At 63.0% G+C, this 14547-nt stretch carries 16 protein-coding genes and 1 tRNA gene; 8 read left to right on the forward strand and 9 right to left on the reverse strand.

Going from position 1 to position 14547, the window contains the following annotated elements:
* Positions 1 to 87: 87 nt before the first annotated feature.
* A complete protein-coding gene (locus J3A71_RS25340; protein WP_016484843.1) occupies positions 88 to 1011 on the forward strand; it encodes a FecR domain-containing protein in 924 nt (307 codons plus the stop codon).
* Positions 1012 to 1106: 95 nt separating this feature from the next.
* Positions 1107 to 1183, forward strand: a tRNA-Met gene (locus tag J3A71_RS25345).
* A 107-nt stretch (positions 1184 to 1290) separates the two neighbouring features.
* Here J3A71_RS25345 and J3A71_RS25350 read toward each other — a convergent pair.
* A complete protein-coding gene (locus J3A71_RS25350) occupies positions 1291 to 1905 on the reverse strand; it encodes a LysE family transporter (protein ID WP_060517715.1) in 615 nt (204 codons plus the stop codon).
* Positions 1906 to 2151: 246 nt separating this feature from the next.
* Between J3A71_RS25350 and J3A71_RS25355 the strand changes: the two genes are divergently transcribed.
* Entirely contained in the window at positions 2152 to 3069 is a 918-nt protein-coding gene (locus J3A71_RS25355) for a LysR substrate-binding domain-containing protein (protein WP_016484841.1), read from the forward strand.
* Here the strand turns inward: J3A71_RS25355 and J3A71_RS25360 are convergent.
* From J3A71_RS25360 to J3A71_RS25370, 3 genes are all read right to left on the reverse strand, one after another.
* Positions 3009 to 3584, reverse strand: a complete 576-nt coding sequence (locus J3A71_RS25360) for a D-Ala-D-Ala carboxypeptidase family metallohydrolase (protein WP_102668033.1) — start codon at positions 3582 to 3584, stop codon at positions 3009 to 3011. The genes J3A71_RS25355 and J3A71_RS25360 overlap by 61 nt on opposite strands.
* Before the next feature lie 65 nt (positions 3585 to 3649).
* A complete protein-coding gene (gene rimI / locus J3A71_RS25365; RefSeq protein ID WP_016484839.1) occupies positions 3650 to 4105 on the reverse strand; it encodes a ribosomal protein S18-alanine N-acetyltransferase in 456 nt (151 codons plus the stop codon).
* The gene (locus J3A71_RS25370; RefSeq protein ID WP_060517717.1) at positions 4102 to 4887 is read right to left on the reverse strand and encodes a hypothetical protein; all 786 of its coding nucleotides are present in this window, start codon (positions 4885 to 4887) and stop codon (positions 4102 to 4104) included. Before J3A71_RS25370 ends, rimI begins: the two co-directional genes overlap by 4 nt.
* Before the next feature lie 238 nt (positions 4888 to 5125).
* Between J3A71_RS25370 and mksB the strand changes: the two genes are divergently transcribed.
* From mksB to J3A71_RS25395, 5 genes are all read left to right on the forward strand, one after another.
* The gene (gene mksB, locus J3A71_RS25375) at positions 5126 to 6415 is read left to right on the forward strand and encodes an Mks condensin complex protein MksB (protein WP_016484837.1); all 1290 of its coding nucleotides are present in this window, start codon (positions 5126 to 5128) and stop codon (positions 6413 to 6415) included.
* Complete coding sequence (mksE, locus tag J3A71_RS25380) at positions 6405 to 7112, forward strand: Mks condensin complex protein MksE (protein WP_016484836.1); 708 nt, start codon at positions 6405 to 6407, stop codon at positions 7110 to 7112. The genes mksB and mksE overlap by 11 nt, the downstream gene beginning before the upstream one ends.
* Entirely contained in the window at positions 7109 to 9940 is a 2832-nt protein-coding gene (gene mksF, locus J3A71_RS25385; RefSeq protein ID WP_095115877.1) for an Mks condensin complex protein MksF, read from the forward strand. The genes mksE and mksF overlap by 4 nt, the downstream gene beginning before the upstream one ends.
* 71 nt (positions 9941 to 10011) lie before the next feature.
* Complete coding sequence (locus J3A71_RS25390) at positions 10012 to 10239, forward strand: hypothetical protein (RefSeq protein WP_209953471.1); 228 nt, start codon at positions 10012 to 10014, stop codon at positions 10237 to 10239.
* Between the two features lie 103 nt (positions 10240 to 10342).
* Positions 10343 to 10537 (forward strand): hypothetical protein, encoded by a 195-nt coding sequence (locus J3A71_RS25395; protein ID WP_209953473.1) that lies wholly within the window; start codon positions 10343 to 10345, stop codon positions 10535 to 10537.
* 151 nt (positions 10538 to 10688) lie between these two features.
* On the opposite strand, the gene J3A71_RS25400 is transcribed toward J3A71_RS25395, so the two are convergent.
* From J3A71_RS25400 to rplU, 5 genes are all read right to left on the reverse strand, one after another.
* Entirely contained in the window at positions 10689 to 11150 is a 462-nt protein-coding gene (locus J3A71_RS25400) for a CreA family protein (protein WP_016484834.1), read from the reverse strand.
* The gene (gene proB / locus J3A71_RS25405; RefSeq protein WP_016484833.1) at positions 11147 to 12265 is read right to left on the reverse strand and encodes a glutamate 5-kinase; all 1119 of its coding nucleotides are present in this window, start codon (positions 12263 to 12265) and stop codon (positions 11147 to 11149) included. The genes J3A71_RS25400 and proB overlap by 4 nt, the downstream gene beginning before the upstream one ends.
* Before the next feature lie 85 nt (positions 12266 to 12350).
* Positions 12351 to 13577 carry an Obg family GTPase CgtA gene (cgtA, locus tag J3A71_RS25410; protein WP_016484832.1) on the reverse strand — a complete coding sequence of 409 codons (1227 nt, stop codon included), beginning with the start codon at positions 13575 to 13577 and terminating at the stop codon, positions 12351 to 12353.
* Between the two features lie 188 nt (positions 13578 to 13765).
* Positions 13766 to 14023, reverse strand: a complete 258-nt coding sequence (rpmA, locus tag J3A71_RS25415) for a 50S ribosomal protein L27 (protein WP_003247464.1) — start codon at positions 14021 to 14023, stop codon at positions 13766 to 13768.
* Positions 14024 to 14061: 38 nt separating this feature from the next.
* Entirely contained in the window at positions 14062 to 14376 is a 315-nt protein-coding gene (gene rplU / locus J3A71_RS25420) for a 50S ribosomal protein L21 (RefSeq protein WP_003247466.1), read from the reverse strand.
* Between the last annotated feature and the right edge of the window lie 171 nt (positions 14377 to 14547).

Consider the following 14547-nt stretch of genomic DNA (forward strand, 5'->3'; position numbering starts at 1 on the left):
TCAATATAATTAGCATCCTCGACTTATATCCCTGTCATCGTTGGGCGAAACGGCCCCTATCGTGAGCAGACCGACCCCATGAGCCCGATGCCCGCCAAGCAGCTGCAGCCCGACCCACAGCAGGAAGCGCTGGAGTGGTTCTCGCTGTTGCGCCAGCCCGGTTGCGACGACACCCAGCGCCAGGCATTTGCAGCCTGGTGCCAGCTACCAGACAACGCCCATGCCTATGCCGAGCTGGAGACTTTCTGGCAACAGCTGCAACCACCCCCCGCCCGCCCCCGCCCACGGCACGTAAATGAACGCCGCAGCCACCAGGGCAAATGGTTGGCGCTTGTGTTTCTGCTCGGGTTGGGCGCTGCGGCCTACCTCTACTGGCCGCTGATGCAGCGCCTGGCCAGCGAGCTGCACACCGATGTGGGCGAGCGGCGCAGCACACGCCTGGCTGATGGCACGACCCTGAACCTGGACAGCGCCAGCGCAATGAACGTCGACCTGCGCGGCCGCACCCGTCAGCTGCACCTGGTGCAGGGCCAGGTGTTCCTGGAAGTCGTGCTCGACGGGCGGGCCATGGAAGTGGAAGTGGGCAACGCCCGCATCCAGGTGTTCGGTACCCGCCTGCAGGTAGCCCGCCATGCCGGTCATGATGAACTTGTCGTACTCAGTGGCAAGGCCATGGTTATCCAAGGGGGTGAACAGCGCATGGTATCGGCCGGTGAGCAGGTCACCTTCGATGACACCCGCATTGGCCCGGTGCACAAAGCTGACCTGAAAACCGCCGACAGCTGGCGCACCGGCCGCCTGACAGCCACCGACATGCCTTTGGGGCAGGTGCTAAAGCGCCTTGCCGCCTACCAGGGGCAGCGGGTATGGATACTGGATGAACAAATGGCCCATCGGCGCGTGAGCGGCAATTTCAACCTCGACCGGCCTGGCGAAAGCTTGCAAACTCTGGCGGCGGCCCAGCATCTGCAGCTTCAAGGCGTGCTCGGGCACTGGCTTGTGGTGCGCTGAAACCACGCCCGGCGGCTAAGTTTTTGAAAGCGTGCAAATTTTTTTTGAAATGAGTGTTGACAGAGGGCCCGTTCAAGAGAATAATGCGCGCCATCGGCTACATAGCTCAGTTGGTTAGAGCATAGCATTCATAATGCTGGGGTCCGGGGTTCAAGTCCCTGTGTAGCCACCAAACAAGACGAAGGGCTTACCGCAAGGTAAGCCCTTTTTCTTTGCCTGCGAAAAAGCTGACACGCTTTCAGTTGGAGCAAGCAGTTACCCTCAACATGCAATCGCCCTTCAACGAATCCCCGTCACCGCCACCGCCAGCCCAAGGCCGATCAACGCCAGGCCGATGACTCGGTCCACCAGCGCTTGCCGGTCGATCATCGCCTTGCGCAAAACGGCACTTGAGAAAAACACCGCCACCAGACTGAACCACAACCAGTGGGCAAAGGACATGAATGCGCCGTAGGCGAAATCAAGTGCCAGGGGGCTGCCTGGTTGCACCACCTGGGTGAAAGCACTGATAACGAACAGCATGGTCTTGGGGTTCAGGGCATTGGTCAGAAAGCCAGTGCGCAGGGCTTGCAGCACGCTGGCGGTCGATTGACTGCCACCCTCGAGGTTGATGCGCTGAGTGTTGGTGAGCGACTTGTAGCCCAGGTAGATCAGGTACCCCGCCCCCAGCACTTTCATGGCCAGGAACAGCGCGGGGCTCTCGCTGATGATCACGGCAATGCCCAGCACCGTGTACAACACGTGCACCTGGACACCCAACGCGATACCCATCGCAGCGGCCAGCCCGGCCTTGCGGCCTTGTGCATAACTGCTACGGGTGACCATGGCGAAATCGGCGCCAGGGCTGATGACGGCGAGCAAGGTGAACAGGGCGACGGCGATGATTTCGGTCATGCTGATGGCTCTCGATAGGCGATGAAAATGCACAGGCCTGGGGATTATCGAGGGCTTATGAACCAGGAAAAATCGATTTATAGTGAGGCATATCTGATAGTTTTTTTCACAGAAAAATAACGCCTGTGCCGGCCTCTTCGCGGGCACGCCCGCTCCCACAGGGACCCCACCACACCTGAGAAAAGCACATTACCTGTGGGAGCGGGCATGCCCGCGAAGAGGCCGGCACAGGCCAAAAGGGATGCCATGAAACTGCCGCCGCTCAACGCCTTGCGCTACTTCGACATCGCCGCCCAGACCGAGAGCTTCGTGCGCGCCGCCGAGCACTTGCACGTCACCCACGGCGCGGTCAGCCGGCAAATACGCCTGCTTGAAGAAAGCCTTGGCGTGGAGCTGTTCGAGCGCCGTAACCGGGCCATCTTCCTCACCCCCGCCGGCCGTGCCCTGCAAGGCACCACCCAGGCGATTTTCGAACAGCTCGAAGGTGCCGTGCAGCGCTTGCAACAACAGGCCCGCGACAATGTGCTGGTGTTGTCCTGCGAGCCGACCATCGCCATGCGCTGGTTGATCCCGCGCCTGCCCCGCTTCCATGCCGACCACCCCGACCTGCAGCTGCACCTGGTGGCCGCCGGCGGCCCACTGGACTTCGCCCGCAGCGGTGTCGACCTGGCCATCCGCCGCGATGATTTCCACTGGGACAACCAGCTGTATAACCAGAAAATCTGTGATGAATGGATCGGCCCGGTGTGCCACCCCACCGCCTCCACTCAGCTCGACGGCCAACGCCTGCTGCACAGCGCCACCCGCCCTGGCGCCTGGCGCACCTGGCTGCGACACAGCGGCCAACAGGCGCGGCGTAACGAACGCAGCGACTACGAGCACTTCTACCTGTCTATCCAGGCCGCCAGCGCTGGCCTGGGCCTGGCCATGGCCTCAGCCCTGATGGTGCGCGACGAACTCGACAGCGGGCAGTTGCAGGCACCGTTCGGTTTTGTGCGTGATGGCTCGGCCTACCACCTGCTCAGCCCACAGCCTCTGAACGACAGCGGCAAGCGCCAACGCTTCACAGAGTGGGTAATGGGCGAATGCCAGCGTTGCCTGGCTCACTTGGGCTTGAGGCAGAACGACGACCCCGCGCTACCATCGCCGCCCCAGGTGCGATAGCCCGCGGTATCCAGATGGATCCGCCCGGACGGGTAGCGCCCCAGGCCCATGCTCCAGGCCTGGCCATGCTGCTGCCAGAAACGGCAGAGCGGATTGGGGTCGGTCCAGGCCGGCAGCAGGATATCGACGGCGAAGGCGCGGGTATGGGCACTGTTGGCAGCACCGCCTGCGCACGTATTCAGACGAGGGTCGCGGTAGGCCGAAACCACCTCGAACTGGCGCAGGATGCCTTGGTCGTTCAGCATCTTGATCAGCGAAAGGGTGGAGCGCACAGCCGGCCAGTTGCCGGTAGGCGGTACGGCAAAAGGAGACGCTTTACACAGCTTCCAGTCCGAGGCCGAACGCAGCAGTTGATGGATAGGCACAACACCGTAAAGACGGGCATCCACCAGCATTTCACGGAAGGGACGGGTTTGATGGTCGCCGGCCCACTGGGCGAACATCCACAGGTCGCGTTCGTCGGCGTGGGCAGCACCCGCTATCAGCAGGCCTGCCGCCAGAAGCAGTTTTTTCATTCTTCATCCATCCCTGCATAGAGAACAAACAAAGCTACGCGGTGGATGGCACCGACTACGCGAGGTCAATCCTCAAGCAGGGTGCAAGCCATCACCAGGGCGTCTTCACGGCCGCCGGCAATCGGATAATAGTCGCGGCGGCGGCCGATTTCGTTGAAACCGTAGCGCTCGTACAAACGATAGGCCGACTGGTTGCTGGCGCGCACCTCAAGGAAACACTCGCGGCCATTGAGCTGGTAGGCCCTGGCCATCAGGTGCTCCAGCAAGCGCAGGCCCAGCCCGCGCCCCTGGTTTTCCGGTTTGACGGTGATGTTGAGCAGGTGCGCCTCGTCGATGATCACGTTGATCACCCCATGGCCAACCTGCTGCTGGCCATCGAACATCAGCCAGACTTCGTAGGACTTGAGCGCATCCTGAAAGATCCCGCGGGTCCAGGGGTGACTGAACGCGGCATATTCGATCTTAAGTACGGCTTCCAGATCCGCCTCGGTCATCGGGCGGAAACTGATCGATTCACTCATTCAACGCTCTTCCAGCGCGCCATCAGCTGGCGCATGGCTTTCCAGACCTCCGCCTTGCGCTGCGGCTCGTCCATCAACAGTTCAAGGCCCGGCAGCGCCCAGGCGTCGCCCAGGCCGTCCAGCTTGAGGGTTTGGTAATAGGCCGCAGCATCGGCGTTGCCGGCAAAGCGCAGTGCCGGCATGCCAATCAGCCACAGGCAGGTACTCGGTGCATCTTCCAGGCGCGCCTGGACAAAGCCCTGAACGAAATCGCGCGCGGCTTCGGGGCCCTGGTCCATGTTGCCGCGGACCAGCAACGGCCAGCGCACCGGCTCGCCGATGATCTGCGGGGCGTCTGGCAGGCCGGCGGCGCGCAGCATGTCCTTGAGCAGCAGGTAGGACGGGTCACGGCTCTGGAAAGGCTGGCCGGTGGCCAGTTCCACCAGCAGCAGGCAGCTGCCAGCGCGCAACAACTGCAACGAGAAGCGCGGTGGCGGCACAGGGGCCGGGCGTGGTGGTACGGGCTGCTCTTCGGCCTCCACGGGCTTGGCGGCAGGCTTGGGCACGCTGCCTGGGCGCGGGATCTCGATTTTCGGCCGCTCACCGGAACGGGCCTGAGGAATCGCGGGCGCTTCGGTTGCAGCCGGTGCCGGCATGACCTCGAAATCGATGTCCTCGACCTGCGCCACCGGCATTAGCAGCTCGGGGCGCGACGGTGCGGCGAACGGCAGTTCGGCGCGCGGCAGCCAATGCACCACTTGCATGGCGGAAAGGTAGGCGCGGCGACGGGGTTCGGTCAGCAAGGGGCGGGTATCCGAGGGGCTCAAGGCAGTTGGGCATTCTAACGTGTACACCGTGGTTTTTGCAGCGCCTATCAGACCGAGCGCCGCGCGGGCGGCGCTCGATCTCCACACCACCACAAAAACAACGCCATACACACACAAACAAAAAGGTTATCCCCCATTACAGACCAAGGGGTGAAAACCTCCCCCCCGTATGCAGTACAATCGCCCCCTTTTTCTTGGCAACGAGTCGAAGCCAATGATCGAACCCAAGCGCGTCCTGCGCGCCCTAGCCGAACACTGGGCCCTGATCGAGCCGCTGTGCGAGCGTTTCGACCAGGGCACCCTGAGCCTGGTAGAGCTGCGCCAGCATGTGGCCCGCCAGCAGCTCGAAAGCACGCCGCAGGACATCACCCAGCTACTCGACGTGTGGATCCGCCTGGATATCCTGGTCCCGGTGGCCAAAAGCCCGAACCGCTTCGAGCTCAACGCGCAGATCCACGACTTCCTTGCGTACCTGCGCCGCGAACACCGGCTGGGCCTGTGCCTGGAGATCGAAGCCTACCTGCGCCACCTTGAACGCCTGGCCGGCCATATCCAGGACGCCTTCGACAACCGCGACAGCGACGACCTGGCGCGCCAGCTGCGCCTGCTCGACATGCGCGTGCGCGATGTGCTGAAAAAGCTCGATAACGACGAACAGGCCCTGGTAGCCGTGGCCGAGCGGGCCAAGACCAGCAACCGGCAGATCCCGCTGCGCCAGCGTTACGCCGAAGTACTGGCCACCTGGGACGAATACGTCGAGCCGATGATCCAGCTGGTGAACGCTGACGGCGCCTTCGAACAAGGCGTGCGCAAGGTCGAGACCGTGCTGCTGAAGCTGCTGGGCGAACAGGCGCGCCTGGGCCACCTGGTCGACGACGACATGCTGCTGCGCACCCACGCACGCATCCTGGAAATGCAGACCAGCGCCCAGCTGACCCTGCGCCACGCCCGTGAACTGCTGCTGCCGCTGCGCGAAGAAGCCCGCCGTCACAACGCCGTGACCCGTGGCGCCGCGCTGGCCCTGTCGGTGATCCGGCGCAAGGGCATCGACGCCGTGCCGCAGGCGGCCATGCCGATGTTCACCCGCCCGCAGAGCACTTTCCTCGGCAGTGCCAGCCAGGTCGAAGCCTATGTGTACGCCCTGGCGCGCTTCGAGCCCAAGCCGGCGCGCTTCCCCAAGGCCCACAAGACCCAGTCCGGCGACTTGCCCCGTGCACCGCGCACGGTCAAGGAAATGGCCGAACGCTGCGAACAGGCCCTGCCGCTGCCCGACCTGATGGTCTGGCTGCTGGAACAGGAACCCGAAGGCGCCACCGACGAACTGCTGTACTGGTTCTCGCGCCTGTCGCGGGAAAAGCGCTTCAAGCGCGAACGCCTGGAACGCCGCGAGTACACCACCCAGGAACACTTGGTCAGCCTGCGCTCGTTCGCCCTGACCTCCAGCCGCGAAGACGCCACCAGCGCGCCTACCGAACCCAACGCGAGCCCAGCCCATGCATCTTGATCTTTCCGAACTGTCCCAGCTCGCGCCGATCTTCCGCGAGCTGTTCAAAGGCTTCCACGTCAGCCGCCGCGACCCCGAGCTGTACGCCCAGCTGTCGAACTTCCAGGACCAGTACCGCACCCTGTTCAAGGCCCTGGGCTTCGAGCTGGTGTGCGACACCCGCGGCTTTTATTACTTCGTGCCGGACATGACCGCCGCGCAGGTCAACAAGACCGCGCAGCGCCTGTCGCTGTTCACCTTCATCCTGGTTGAGCACCTGGCCGACCAGGGCCGTGACCCGATGGCGGTGCTCGACGGCGGCAGCATCGGTCGCGACGAACTGCCCTCGCTGCTGGACAAGTACCGCGACCTGTTCCTGCAGGCCGAAGTGCAGACCGTAGACGAGCTGGAAGAAAAAATCCTGCGCCGCATGACCCAGCTCGGCTTCGCCCATGAAGAAGGCGGCATCTACCGCTTCCTGCCGCCGATGCACCGCTTCCTCGATGTGTGCCTTTCGGTCCAGCAGGACCGCGACCTGGCCGCCACCCTGCACAGCGTCCTGCCGCTGCCGACCCCGGTGCTGGTCGAGGAAGAAAGCCCCGAAGAACTCAACCGCACCGACGACCCGCTCGACCTCACGCCTTTCGAGGGCGAGGAAAGCGAAGAGGACGCCCTGGCCCGGGCCATCCGCGAAGAGCAACAGGAGATTGACGCATGAGCCAGGAACGCTACGGCATCCGCCGCTTCGCACTGCTCAACACCGCTGGCTACAGCCTTGGGCTGTTCCCGCTGGAGCACCCGCTGTCGGTATACGGTGCCAACAACCTGGGTAAGTCGGCGTCGATCAACGCCCTGCAGTTCCCGATCCTGGCGCGTATGTCGGACATGAGCTTCGGCAAGTACAGCCTCGAGCAGTCACGCCGCTTCTACTTCGCCAGCGATACCTCGTACATTCTCTGCGAGCTGAGCCTGCCCCACGGCCCGCACGTGATCGGCGTGGTTGGCCGCGGCCCGGGCGGCGGCTTCGGTCACCAGTTCTTTGCCTACAAAGGTGAACTGGACCTGGCCCACTACCAGAAAAACGACACCTGCCTGCGCCAGAAAGAGCTGTTCACCAACCTGGAACGGCTGGGCATCAAGGCCTACGAGCTGAAGCCGGACGAACTGCGCCGCCTGCTGGTTGGCGGCCACACCTCGGTGCCGCTGGACCTGACCATGATCCCGCTGCGCTCCACCAGCGAGCAAAGCCTGAAAACCTTCCGCGCGCTGTTCATCAACCTGCTGCACATGCGCGAAATCACCGCAGCCAAGCTCAAGCAGCTGTTCCTTGACGCCTTCGAGCACAGCCTGCGTTCGGGCAGCGTCGACTATATCGCCGCGTGTGAGGAAGCCTTCCGCGACGTGCGCCGCATGGAACAGGACTACAACGCCCTGGTGGCTGCCGGCCCTCTGGTCGAGGCCCTGGCCGGTGGTGTGGCCCAGCGCGACATACTGCGCGGCAAGCTGCACCGCATTTCGCCGGTGCTCGATACCCTGCTGGGCACCTGGCAGGAATACGCCATGGCGCGCAAGGAAGAGCTGGTTATCCAGTCCGAGCACTACCGCGGCGAGCAGGACCGCCTGCAGAACGACCAGCGCGGTGGCACTCAGGAGCTGATGCGCCTGGAGCGCGAAATCACCGGTATCCAGCGCTGGCTGGGCGAGCTGTCGGTGCTCAAGCACCGCTTTGCCTTGGTCGATGACGTCAAGGTGCTGGAACAGCAACTGCTGGCGGCCAAGGATGCCCACGACGAACTGGCCGGCGCCCTGGCACAGTCGCGCCAGTTCTCCGCCGAAGACCTGGATGAGCGTGTACGCGACCTGGAAAAACGCCTGAAGCAGGTCAAGCAGCAGCTGGACCACGCTGACAACAACAGCTACGCCCGCCTGCGCGAGGAGTTCTCGCAACAGGACGTCGACCGCCTGATGCGCCTGTTCAACGGTGCGCTGTTCAGCCTGCCGCTGGGCGACCGTGGCATCGAACTGGACGACAGCGACCTGTGGGTAAAATCGCTGGAAGCGGTACTGGACGGCTTCAAGGGCGAACGCTTCGAAGCGCCGGGGCTGTCCATCGACCTCACCCACATCGATCCACCCGCGCTGCAGGCCCTGGCCGACCGCGCCGCCCTGCGCGACCAGAAAGAGCGCCTGGAAAAAGAGCTGAAACAGCTCAAGACCCAGCAGGCGGTCACCGCCGACCGCTCCGCCTCCAAGGCGCAAACCGAAACCCTGTACCAGCAAGTGCTGGACGCGCAGAAGGCGCTGGAAGATTTCCGCCGCAGCGAAACCCTGGCCGCCGAAGAGCCCGAGAAGCTGGAGCAGCTGTCGCAACTGGAAGCCGCCCAGGACGAACTCAAGCGCTCCAGTGATGCCTTCACCGAGCGCGTCCAGCAGCTGTCGGCCAAGCTGCAGCTGGTCGGCCGACAGATCGGCGACCTCGAGTCCAAGCAGCGCACCCTGGAAGACGCCCTGCGTCGTCGCCAGCTGCTGCCGGCCGACCTGCCCTACGGCACCCCCTTCATGGAGGCCATCGACGACTCGATGGACAACCTGCTGCCGCTGCTCAACGACTACCAGGACAGCTGGCAGAGCCTGCAGCGGGTAGATAACCAGATCGAGGCGCTTTACGCCCAGGTGCGCCTCAAAGGCGTGGCCAAGTTCGACAGTGAAGACGACATGGAGCGCCGCCTGCAACTGCTGGTGAACGCCTATGCGCACCGCACCGAAGAAGCCCTGACCTTGGCCAAGGCACGCCGCGCGGCGGTCACCGACATCGCCCGGACCCTGCGCAACATCCGCAGCGACTATGACAGCCTCGAGCATCAGCTGGCCCTGTTCAACCGCGAGATCAACAAGCGTCAGGTCTCCAACCTGGAAAGCTTCCGCGTGGTGCTGGCGCCGAACAAGGAAGCGCTCAAGCACATCGACCAGATCATCCACAGCGCCGGCCAGTACGAAGAAGGCGAAACCCTGTCGGTGTTCGACCTGACCCAAAGCGCCGATCAGGACAACAAGAACGAAGAGGCCAAGGAGTACCTGGCACGCCTGGTGGCGGCCAACCACAACCAGCTGGGCCTGAAAGACCTGTTCGAGCTGGCGTTCGAAATCACCAAGGTCAACGGCCAGCCGATCATCCACGCCGACATCGACGGCGCTGCCTCCAACGGCACCACCATGACCATCAAGGCGCTGACCAACATGTACTTGTTGCTGCACCTGATGGACCGCGACCTGGCCGGGCGCATCCGCCTGCCCTACTACCTGGACGAAGCAGCAGACATCGACGAACGCAACCAGGCGGCACTGCTGGAGACCAGCTTGCAGCTGGGCTTCGTACCGATTCTGGCGAGTGTGAAGCCACAGGTATCGGCGCACGTGGCGATCGACCTGGAGGGCGGCAGCGGGCCGAACGGCATCTACATCGACGAGGCGGACTGGAAGTTCATCAGCCGGCTGGATGAGGTGAAGGCGGTTGTGCGTGAGGATCAGGCCGAGGAACTGGCCTGACATCGGGATAATGGGGCCGCTTTGCGGCCCATTCGCGGGGCAAGCCCGCTCCCACAGGTACTGCACAGAGCTTGAACCTTGTGCAGTACCTGTGGGAGCGGGCTTGCCCCGCGAATCGAGGCCGCAGGCCTCCCGGCAATCTACCAGGCTATCAATGCGCCCAAGGCAGGATCGGAATTGCGGTCACCGCGTTCTGCGGCCTGCCTTCAATCACTTACGAGGCGGACTGGAAGTTCATCAGCCGACTGGATGAGGTGAAGGCGGTTGTGCGTGAGGATCAGGCCGAGGAACTGGCCTGACATCGGGATAATGGGGCCGCTTTGCGGCCCATTCGCGGGGCAAGCCCGCTCCCACAGGTACTGCACAGAGCTTGAACCTTGTGCAGTACCTGTGGGAGCGGGCTTGCCCCGCGAATCGAGGCCGCAGGCCTCCCACAATCTACCAGGCTATCAATGCGCCCAAGGCAGGATCGGAATTGCGGTCACCGCGTTCTGCGGGCTGCCTTCGATCACTTACGAGGCGGACTGGAAGTTCATCAGCCGGCTGGATGAGGTGAAGGCGGTTGTGCGTGAGGATCAGGCCGAGGAACTGGCCTGACCTCGGGGTATTGGGGCCGCTTTGCGACCCATTCGCGGGGCAAGCCCGCTCCCACAGGTACTGCACAGAGCTTGAACCTTGTGCAGTACCTGTGGGAGCGGGCTTGCCCCGCGAATGGAGGCCGCAGGCCTCCCGGCAATCTACCAGGCTATCAATGCGCCCAAGGCAGGATCGGAATCGCGGTCACCGCGTTCTGCGGGCTGCCTTCGATCATGCGGTCGCTGTACACCAGGTACACCAGCGTGTTGCGCTTCTTGTCGAGAAAGCGCACCACCTGCATGGTCTTGAACACCAGCGAGGTGCGTTCCTTGAACACTTCCTCGCCATCTTTCAACTCCCCCTTGAAGTTGATCGGCCCGACCTGACGGCAGGCAATCGACGCCTCCGCACGGTCCTCCGCCAGCCCCAAGCCACCCTTCATGCCGCCAGTCTTGGCCCGGGACAGGTAGCAAGTCACGCCCTCGACCTTGGGGTCGTCAAACGCTTCGACCACGATGCGGTCGTTCGGCCCCAGGAACTTGAAGACAGTGGACACCTGGCCGACTTCTTCGGCCCCTGCCAGCATTGGCAGCACCAGTGCCGCCACGCCAATCACCCGCTTGAACATGCTCATACCAGCACCAGATTGTCGCGGTGCACCAACTCGGGCTCCGCACTATAGCCAAGGATGGACTCGATGGTATCGGACGACTGACCAATGATCTTCTGCGCCTCCAGGGCGCTGTAGTTGGCCAGCCCGCGTGCCACTTCAACACCGTCCGGGCCAACACACACCACCATCTCGCCACGGCGGAAGCTGCCCTGCACGGTCTTCACGCCAACCGGCAGCAGGCTCTTGTTGGCCTGGCGCAGTGCCTGCACGGCACCGGCATCCAGCACCAGGGTGCCACGGGTCTGCAGGTGGCCGGCCAGCCACTGTTTGCGCGCGGCCAGCATGCCACGCTCGGGCGACAGCAAGGTACCCAGGCGCTCGCCTGCCTTGAGGCGGTCCAGCACGCGTTCGATGCGGCCACCGATGATGATGGTGTGGGCACCGGAACGGGCGGCCAGGCGCGCGGCGCGCAGCTTGGTCTGCATGCCGCCACGGCCCAGGGCACCACCGGTACCACCGGCCACGGCATCCAGCGTCGGGTCGTCGGCACGGGCTTCGTAGATCAGCTGGGCTTCGGGGTTGTTGCGCGGGTCGGCGTCAAACATGCCATCGCGGTCGGTGAGGATCACCAGCAGGTCGGCCTCGACCAGGTTGGCCACCAGCGCCGCGAGGGTGTCGTTGTCGCCGAAGCGGATTTCGTCGGTGACCACGGTGTCGTTCTCGTTGATCACCGGCACCACGCCCAGGTCGACCAGGGTGCGCAAGGTGCTGCGGGCGTTCAGGTAACGCTTGCGGTCGGACAGGTCGTCATGGGTCAGCAGGATTTGCGCGGTGTGCTTGCCATGCTCGCCGAAGCTCGACTCCCAGGCCTGCACCAAACGCATCTGGCCAAGCGCGGCAGCCGCCTGCAGCTCGTTCATCGCGCTCGGTCGCGTGGTCCAGCCCAGCTGGCTCATGCCGGCAGCCACGGCCCCGGATGAGACCAGTACCAACTCCACACCTGCCTCACGCAGCGCGACCATCTGCTCGACCCAAACGGCCATGGCGCCGCGGTCGAGGCCTTTGCCATCGGCGGTCAGTAGAGCACTGCCAATCTTCACGACCCAGCGCTTGGCGCCCGTCACCTTGCTTCGCATCTTCTTCCAACCTATGTCGAATCTGTAGATACCGTGGATACAAAAACGCCGCTCCAGAGAGCGGCGTTTAGTGTACTGCAACCGGTCAGTCGCGCACGTAAATGATTTCCGGACCGTCTTCGTCGTCCTCGAAATCATCATCCCAACCGTCATCGTCGCCGATGTCGTGCACGCTCTTGACGCCAGTACGGCGCAAGGTACGCGCGTCGTCCAGGGCCTGCAGCTGGGCGCGGGCTTCGTCTTCGATGCGCTGGTCGAGGTCGGCCAGTTCTTCGGCGTAAGCCGGGTCGTTGGCCAGGCGGTCGGCGCGGTCTTCGAGGTAGCGCATCAGGTCGTGGCTGAGCTTGTCGGTACCCTGCTTGGAGATAGCCGAGATCACGTAGACCGGGCCTTCCCACTCCAGGCGGTCGATCACCTCCTGAACACGCGCATCGCGCTCGTCGTCCATGACCATGTCCGACTTGTTCAGTACCAGCCAACGCTCACGCTCGGCCAGCGACGGGCTGAAGCGGGTCAGCTCGTTGACGATCACTTCGGCAGCATCGGCCGGGCTGCTTTCGTCCAGCGGCGCAATGTCCACCAGGTGCAACAGCACACGGGTACGCGCCAGGTGCTTGAGGAAGCGGATACCCAGGCCGGCACCTTCGGACGCGCCTTCGATCAGGCCGGGGATGTCGGCAATGACAAAGCTCTTCCAGCGGTCGACGCTGACCACGCCCAGGTTTGGCACCAGGGTGGTGAACGGGTAGTCGGCCACTTTCGGCTTGGCGGCCGATACCGAGCGGATGAAGGTACTCTTGCCGGCGTTCGGCAGGCCCAGCAGACCAACGTCGGCCAGCACTTTCATTTCCATCTTCAGGTCGCGCTGGTCACCCGGCTTGCCTGGCGTGGTCTGGCGGGGTGCACGGTTGGTGCTGGACTTGAAACGGGTGTTGCCCAAGCCGTGCCAGCCGCCCTGGGCGACCATCAGCTTCTGGCCAGGGGTGACCAGGTCACCGATCACTTCCTGGGTGGAAGCATCAATCACGGTAGTACCGACCGGCACGCGCAGGAACAGGTCTTCACCCTTCTTGCCGGTGCAGTCGGTGCTGCCGCCATTGGAGCCGCGCTGGGCTTCGTGGTGACGGGTGTAGCGATAGTCCACCAGGGTGTTCAGGTTTTCGTCGGCGACCATGTACACCGAGCCGCCGTCACCGCCGTCACCGCCGTTAGGGCCACCGTTCTCGATGAATTTTTCGCGACGGAAGCTCATGCAACCGTTGCCGCCGTCACCGGCCTTGACCCGAATGGATACTTCGTCAACAAACTTCATTAAAACCGCCTCTCGTCGGTAGACGAGTTGAATGACTCAAAAACATGAGGCTCTTGCAAAAATGAGCGCGGCGGCCCCGTACGACCGTAGAAACCAACGCCGGCAACCCAGACAAACAGCTTTGCAAGAGGCTCACCACAAACGAAAAAGCCCCGTCGCATGACGGGGCTTCTGGAGCGACGTCGCGATTAAGCGGCGACGATGCTCACGTAACGGCGCATGAACTCGCCTTTCTTCTCGAACTTGATCACGCCTTCGATCTTGGCGAACAAGGTGTGGTCCTTGCCCATGCCAACGCCGTAGCCAGCGTGGAATTCGGTGCCGCGCTGACGGACGATGATGTTGCCTGGCTTGATAACCTGGCCGCCATACATCTTCACGCCAAGGCGTTTAGATTCTGAGTCGCGACCGTTACGAGTACTACCACCAGCCTTCTTGTGAGCCATGGTTCAATTCTCCAAATAAATTCAGGGGATCTAGGGGATTAAGCCTGGATGCCGGTGATTTTGATCTCGGTGAACCACTGGCGGTGGCCCATACGCTTCATGTGGTGCTTACGACGACGGAACTTGATGATGCGAACCTTGTCGTGGCGGCCTTGCGAAACGACTTCGGCCACTACTTTAGCGCCAGCAACAACTGGAGCACCGATGGTGACTTCTTCACCGTTGGCGACCAGCAGAACGCGATCGAAAGTCACGGATTCGCCAGTGGCGACTTCCAGTTTTTCGATCTTGAGGAATTCACCTTCAGCGACTTTGTACTGCTTGCCGCCGGTAACGATTACTGCGTAAGACATGGTATTTCTCCGATAATCCTGCTCACCCAGCGCTTTATATGATGAGTATTGGCTGGCATGGCTGCACAAGGCTGGAACGGCCCGGCGCAATTGCGTAAGGCAGGTGCTGCCCAGGAAGTTAGGGTGCGCGATTGTACGCAACCCTGGTTTTGCTTGCAAGTGCCGCCCCCG

Source organism: Pseudomonas sp. PvP089 (genome assembly GCF_017875165.1).
GTDB classification, from domain to species: Bacteria; Pseudomonadota; Gammaproteobacteria; order Pseudomonadales; family Pseudomonadaceae; genus Aquipseudomonas; species Aquipseudomonas fortuita.

What these genes read in the sequence shown, in the direction of transcription:
- J3A71_RS25340 (WP_016484843.1), top strand. Translation starts at nt 88, where the DNA reads ATGCCCGCCAAGCAGCTGCAGCCCGACCCACAGCAGGAAGCGCTGGAG.
- J3A71_RS25350 (WP_060517715.1), bottom strand. Translation starts at nt 1,905, where the DNA reads ATGACCGAAATCATCGCCGTCGCCCTGTTCACCTTGCTCGCCGTCATC.
- J3A71_RS25355 (WP_016484841.1), top strand. Translation starts at nt 2,152, where the DNA reads ATGAAACTGCCGCCGCTCAACGCCTTGCGCTACTTCGACATCGCCGCC.
- J3A71_RS25360 (WP_102668033.1), bottom strand. Translation starts at nt 3,584, where the DNA reads ATGAAAAAACTGCTTCTGGCGGCAGGCCTGCTGATAGCGGGTGCTGCC.
- rimI (WP_016484839.1), bottom strand. Translation starts at nt 4,105, where the DNA reads ATGAGTGAATCGATCAGTTTCCGCCCGATGACCGAGGCGGATCTGGAA.
- mksB (WP_016484837.1), top strand. Translation starts at nt 5,126, where the DNA reads ATGATCGAACCCAAGCGCGTCCTGCGCGCCCTAGCCGAACACTGGGCC.
- mksE (WP_016484836.1), top strand. Translation starts at nt 6,405, where the DNA reads ATGCATCTTGATCTTTCCGAACTGTCCCAGCTCGCGCCGATCTTCCGC.
- mksF (WP_095115877.1), top strand. Translation starts at nt 7,109, where the DNA reads ATGAGCCAGGAACGCTACGGCATCCGCCGCTTCGCACTGCTCAACACC.
- J3A71_RS25400 (WP_016484834.1), bottom strand. Translation starts at nt 11,150, where the DNA reads ATGAGCATGTTCAAGCGGGTGATTGGCGTGGCGGCACTGGTGCTGCCA.
- proB (WP_016484833.1), bottom strand. Translation starts at nt 12,265, where the DNA reads ATGCGAAGCAAGGTGACGGGCGCCAAGCGCTGGGTCGTGAAGATTGGC.
- cgtA (WP_016484832.1), bottom strand. Translation starts at nt 13,577, where the DNA reads ATGAAGTTTGTTGACGAAGTATCCATTCGGGTCAAGGCCGGTGACGGC.
- rpmA (WP_003247464.1), bottom strand. Translation starts at nt 14,023, where the DNA reads ATGGCTCACAAGAAGGCTGGTGGTAGTACTCGTAACGGTCGCGACTCA.
- rplU (WP_003247466.1), bottom strand. Translation starts at nt 14,376, where the DNA reads ATGTCTTACGCAGTAATCGTTACCGGCGGCAAGCAGTACAAAGTCGCT.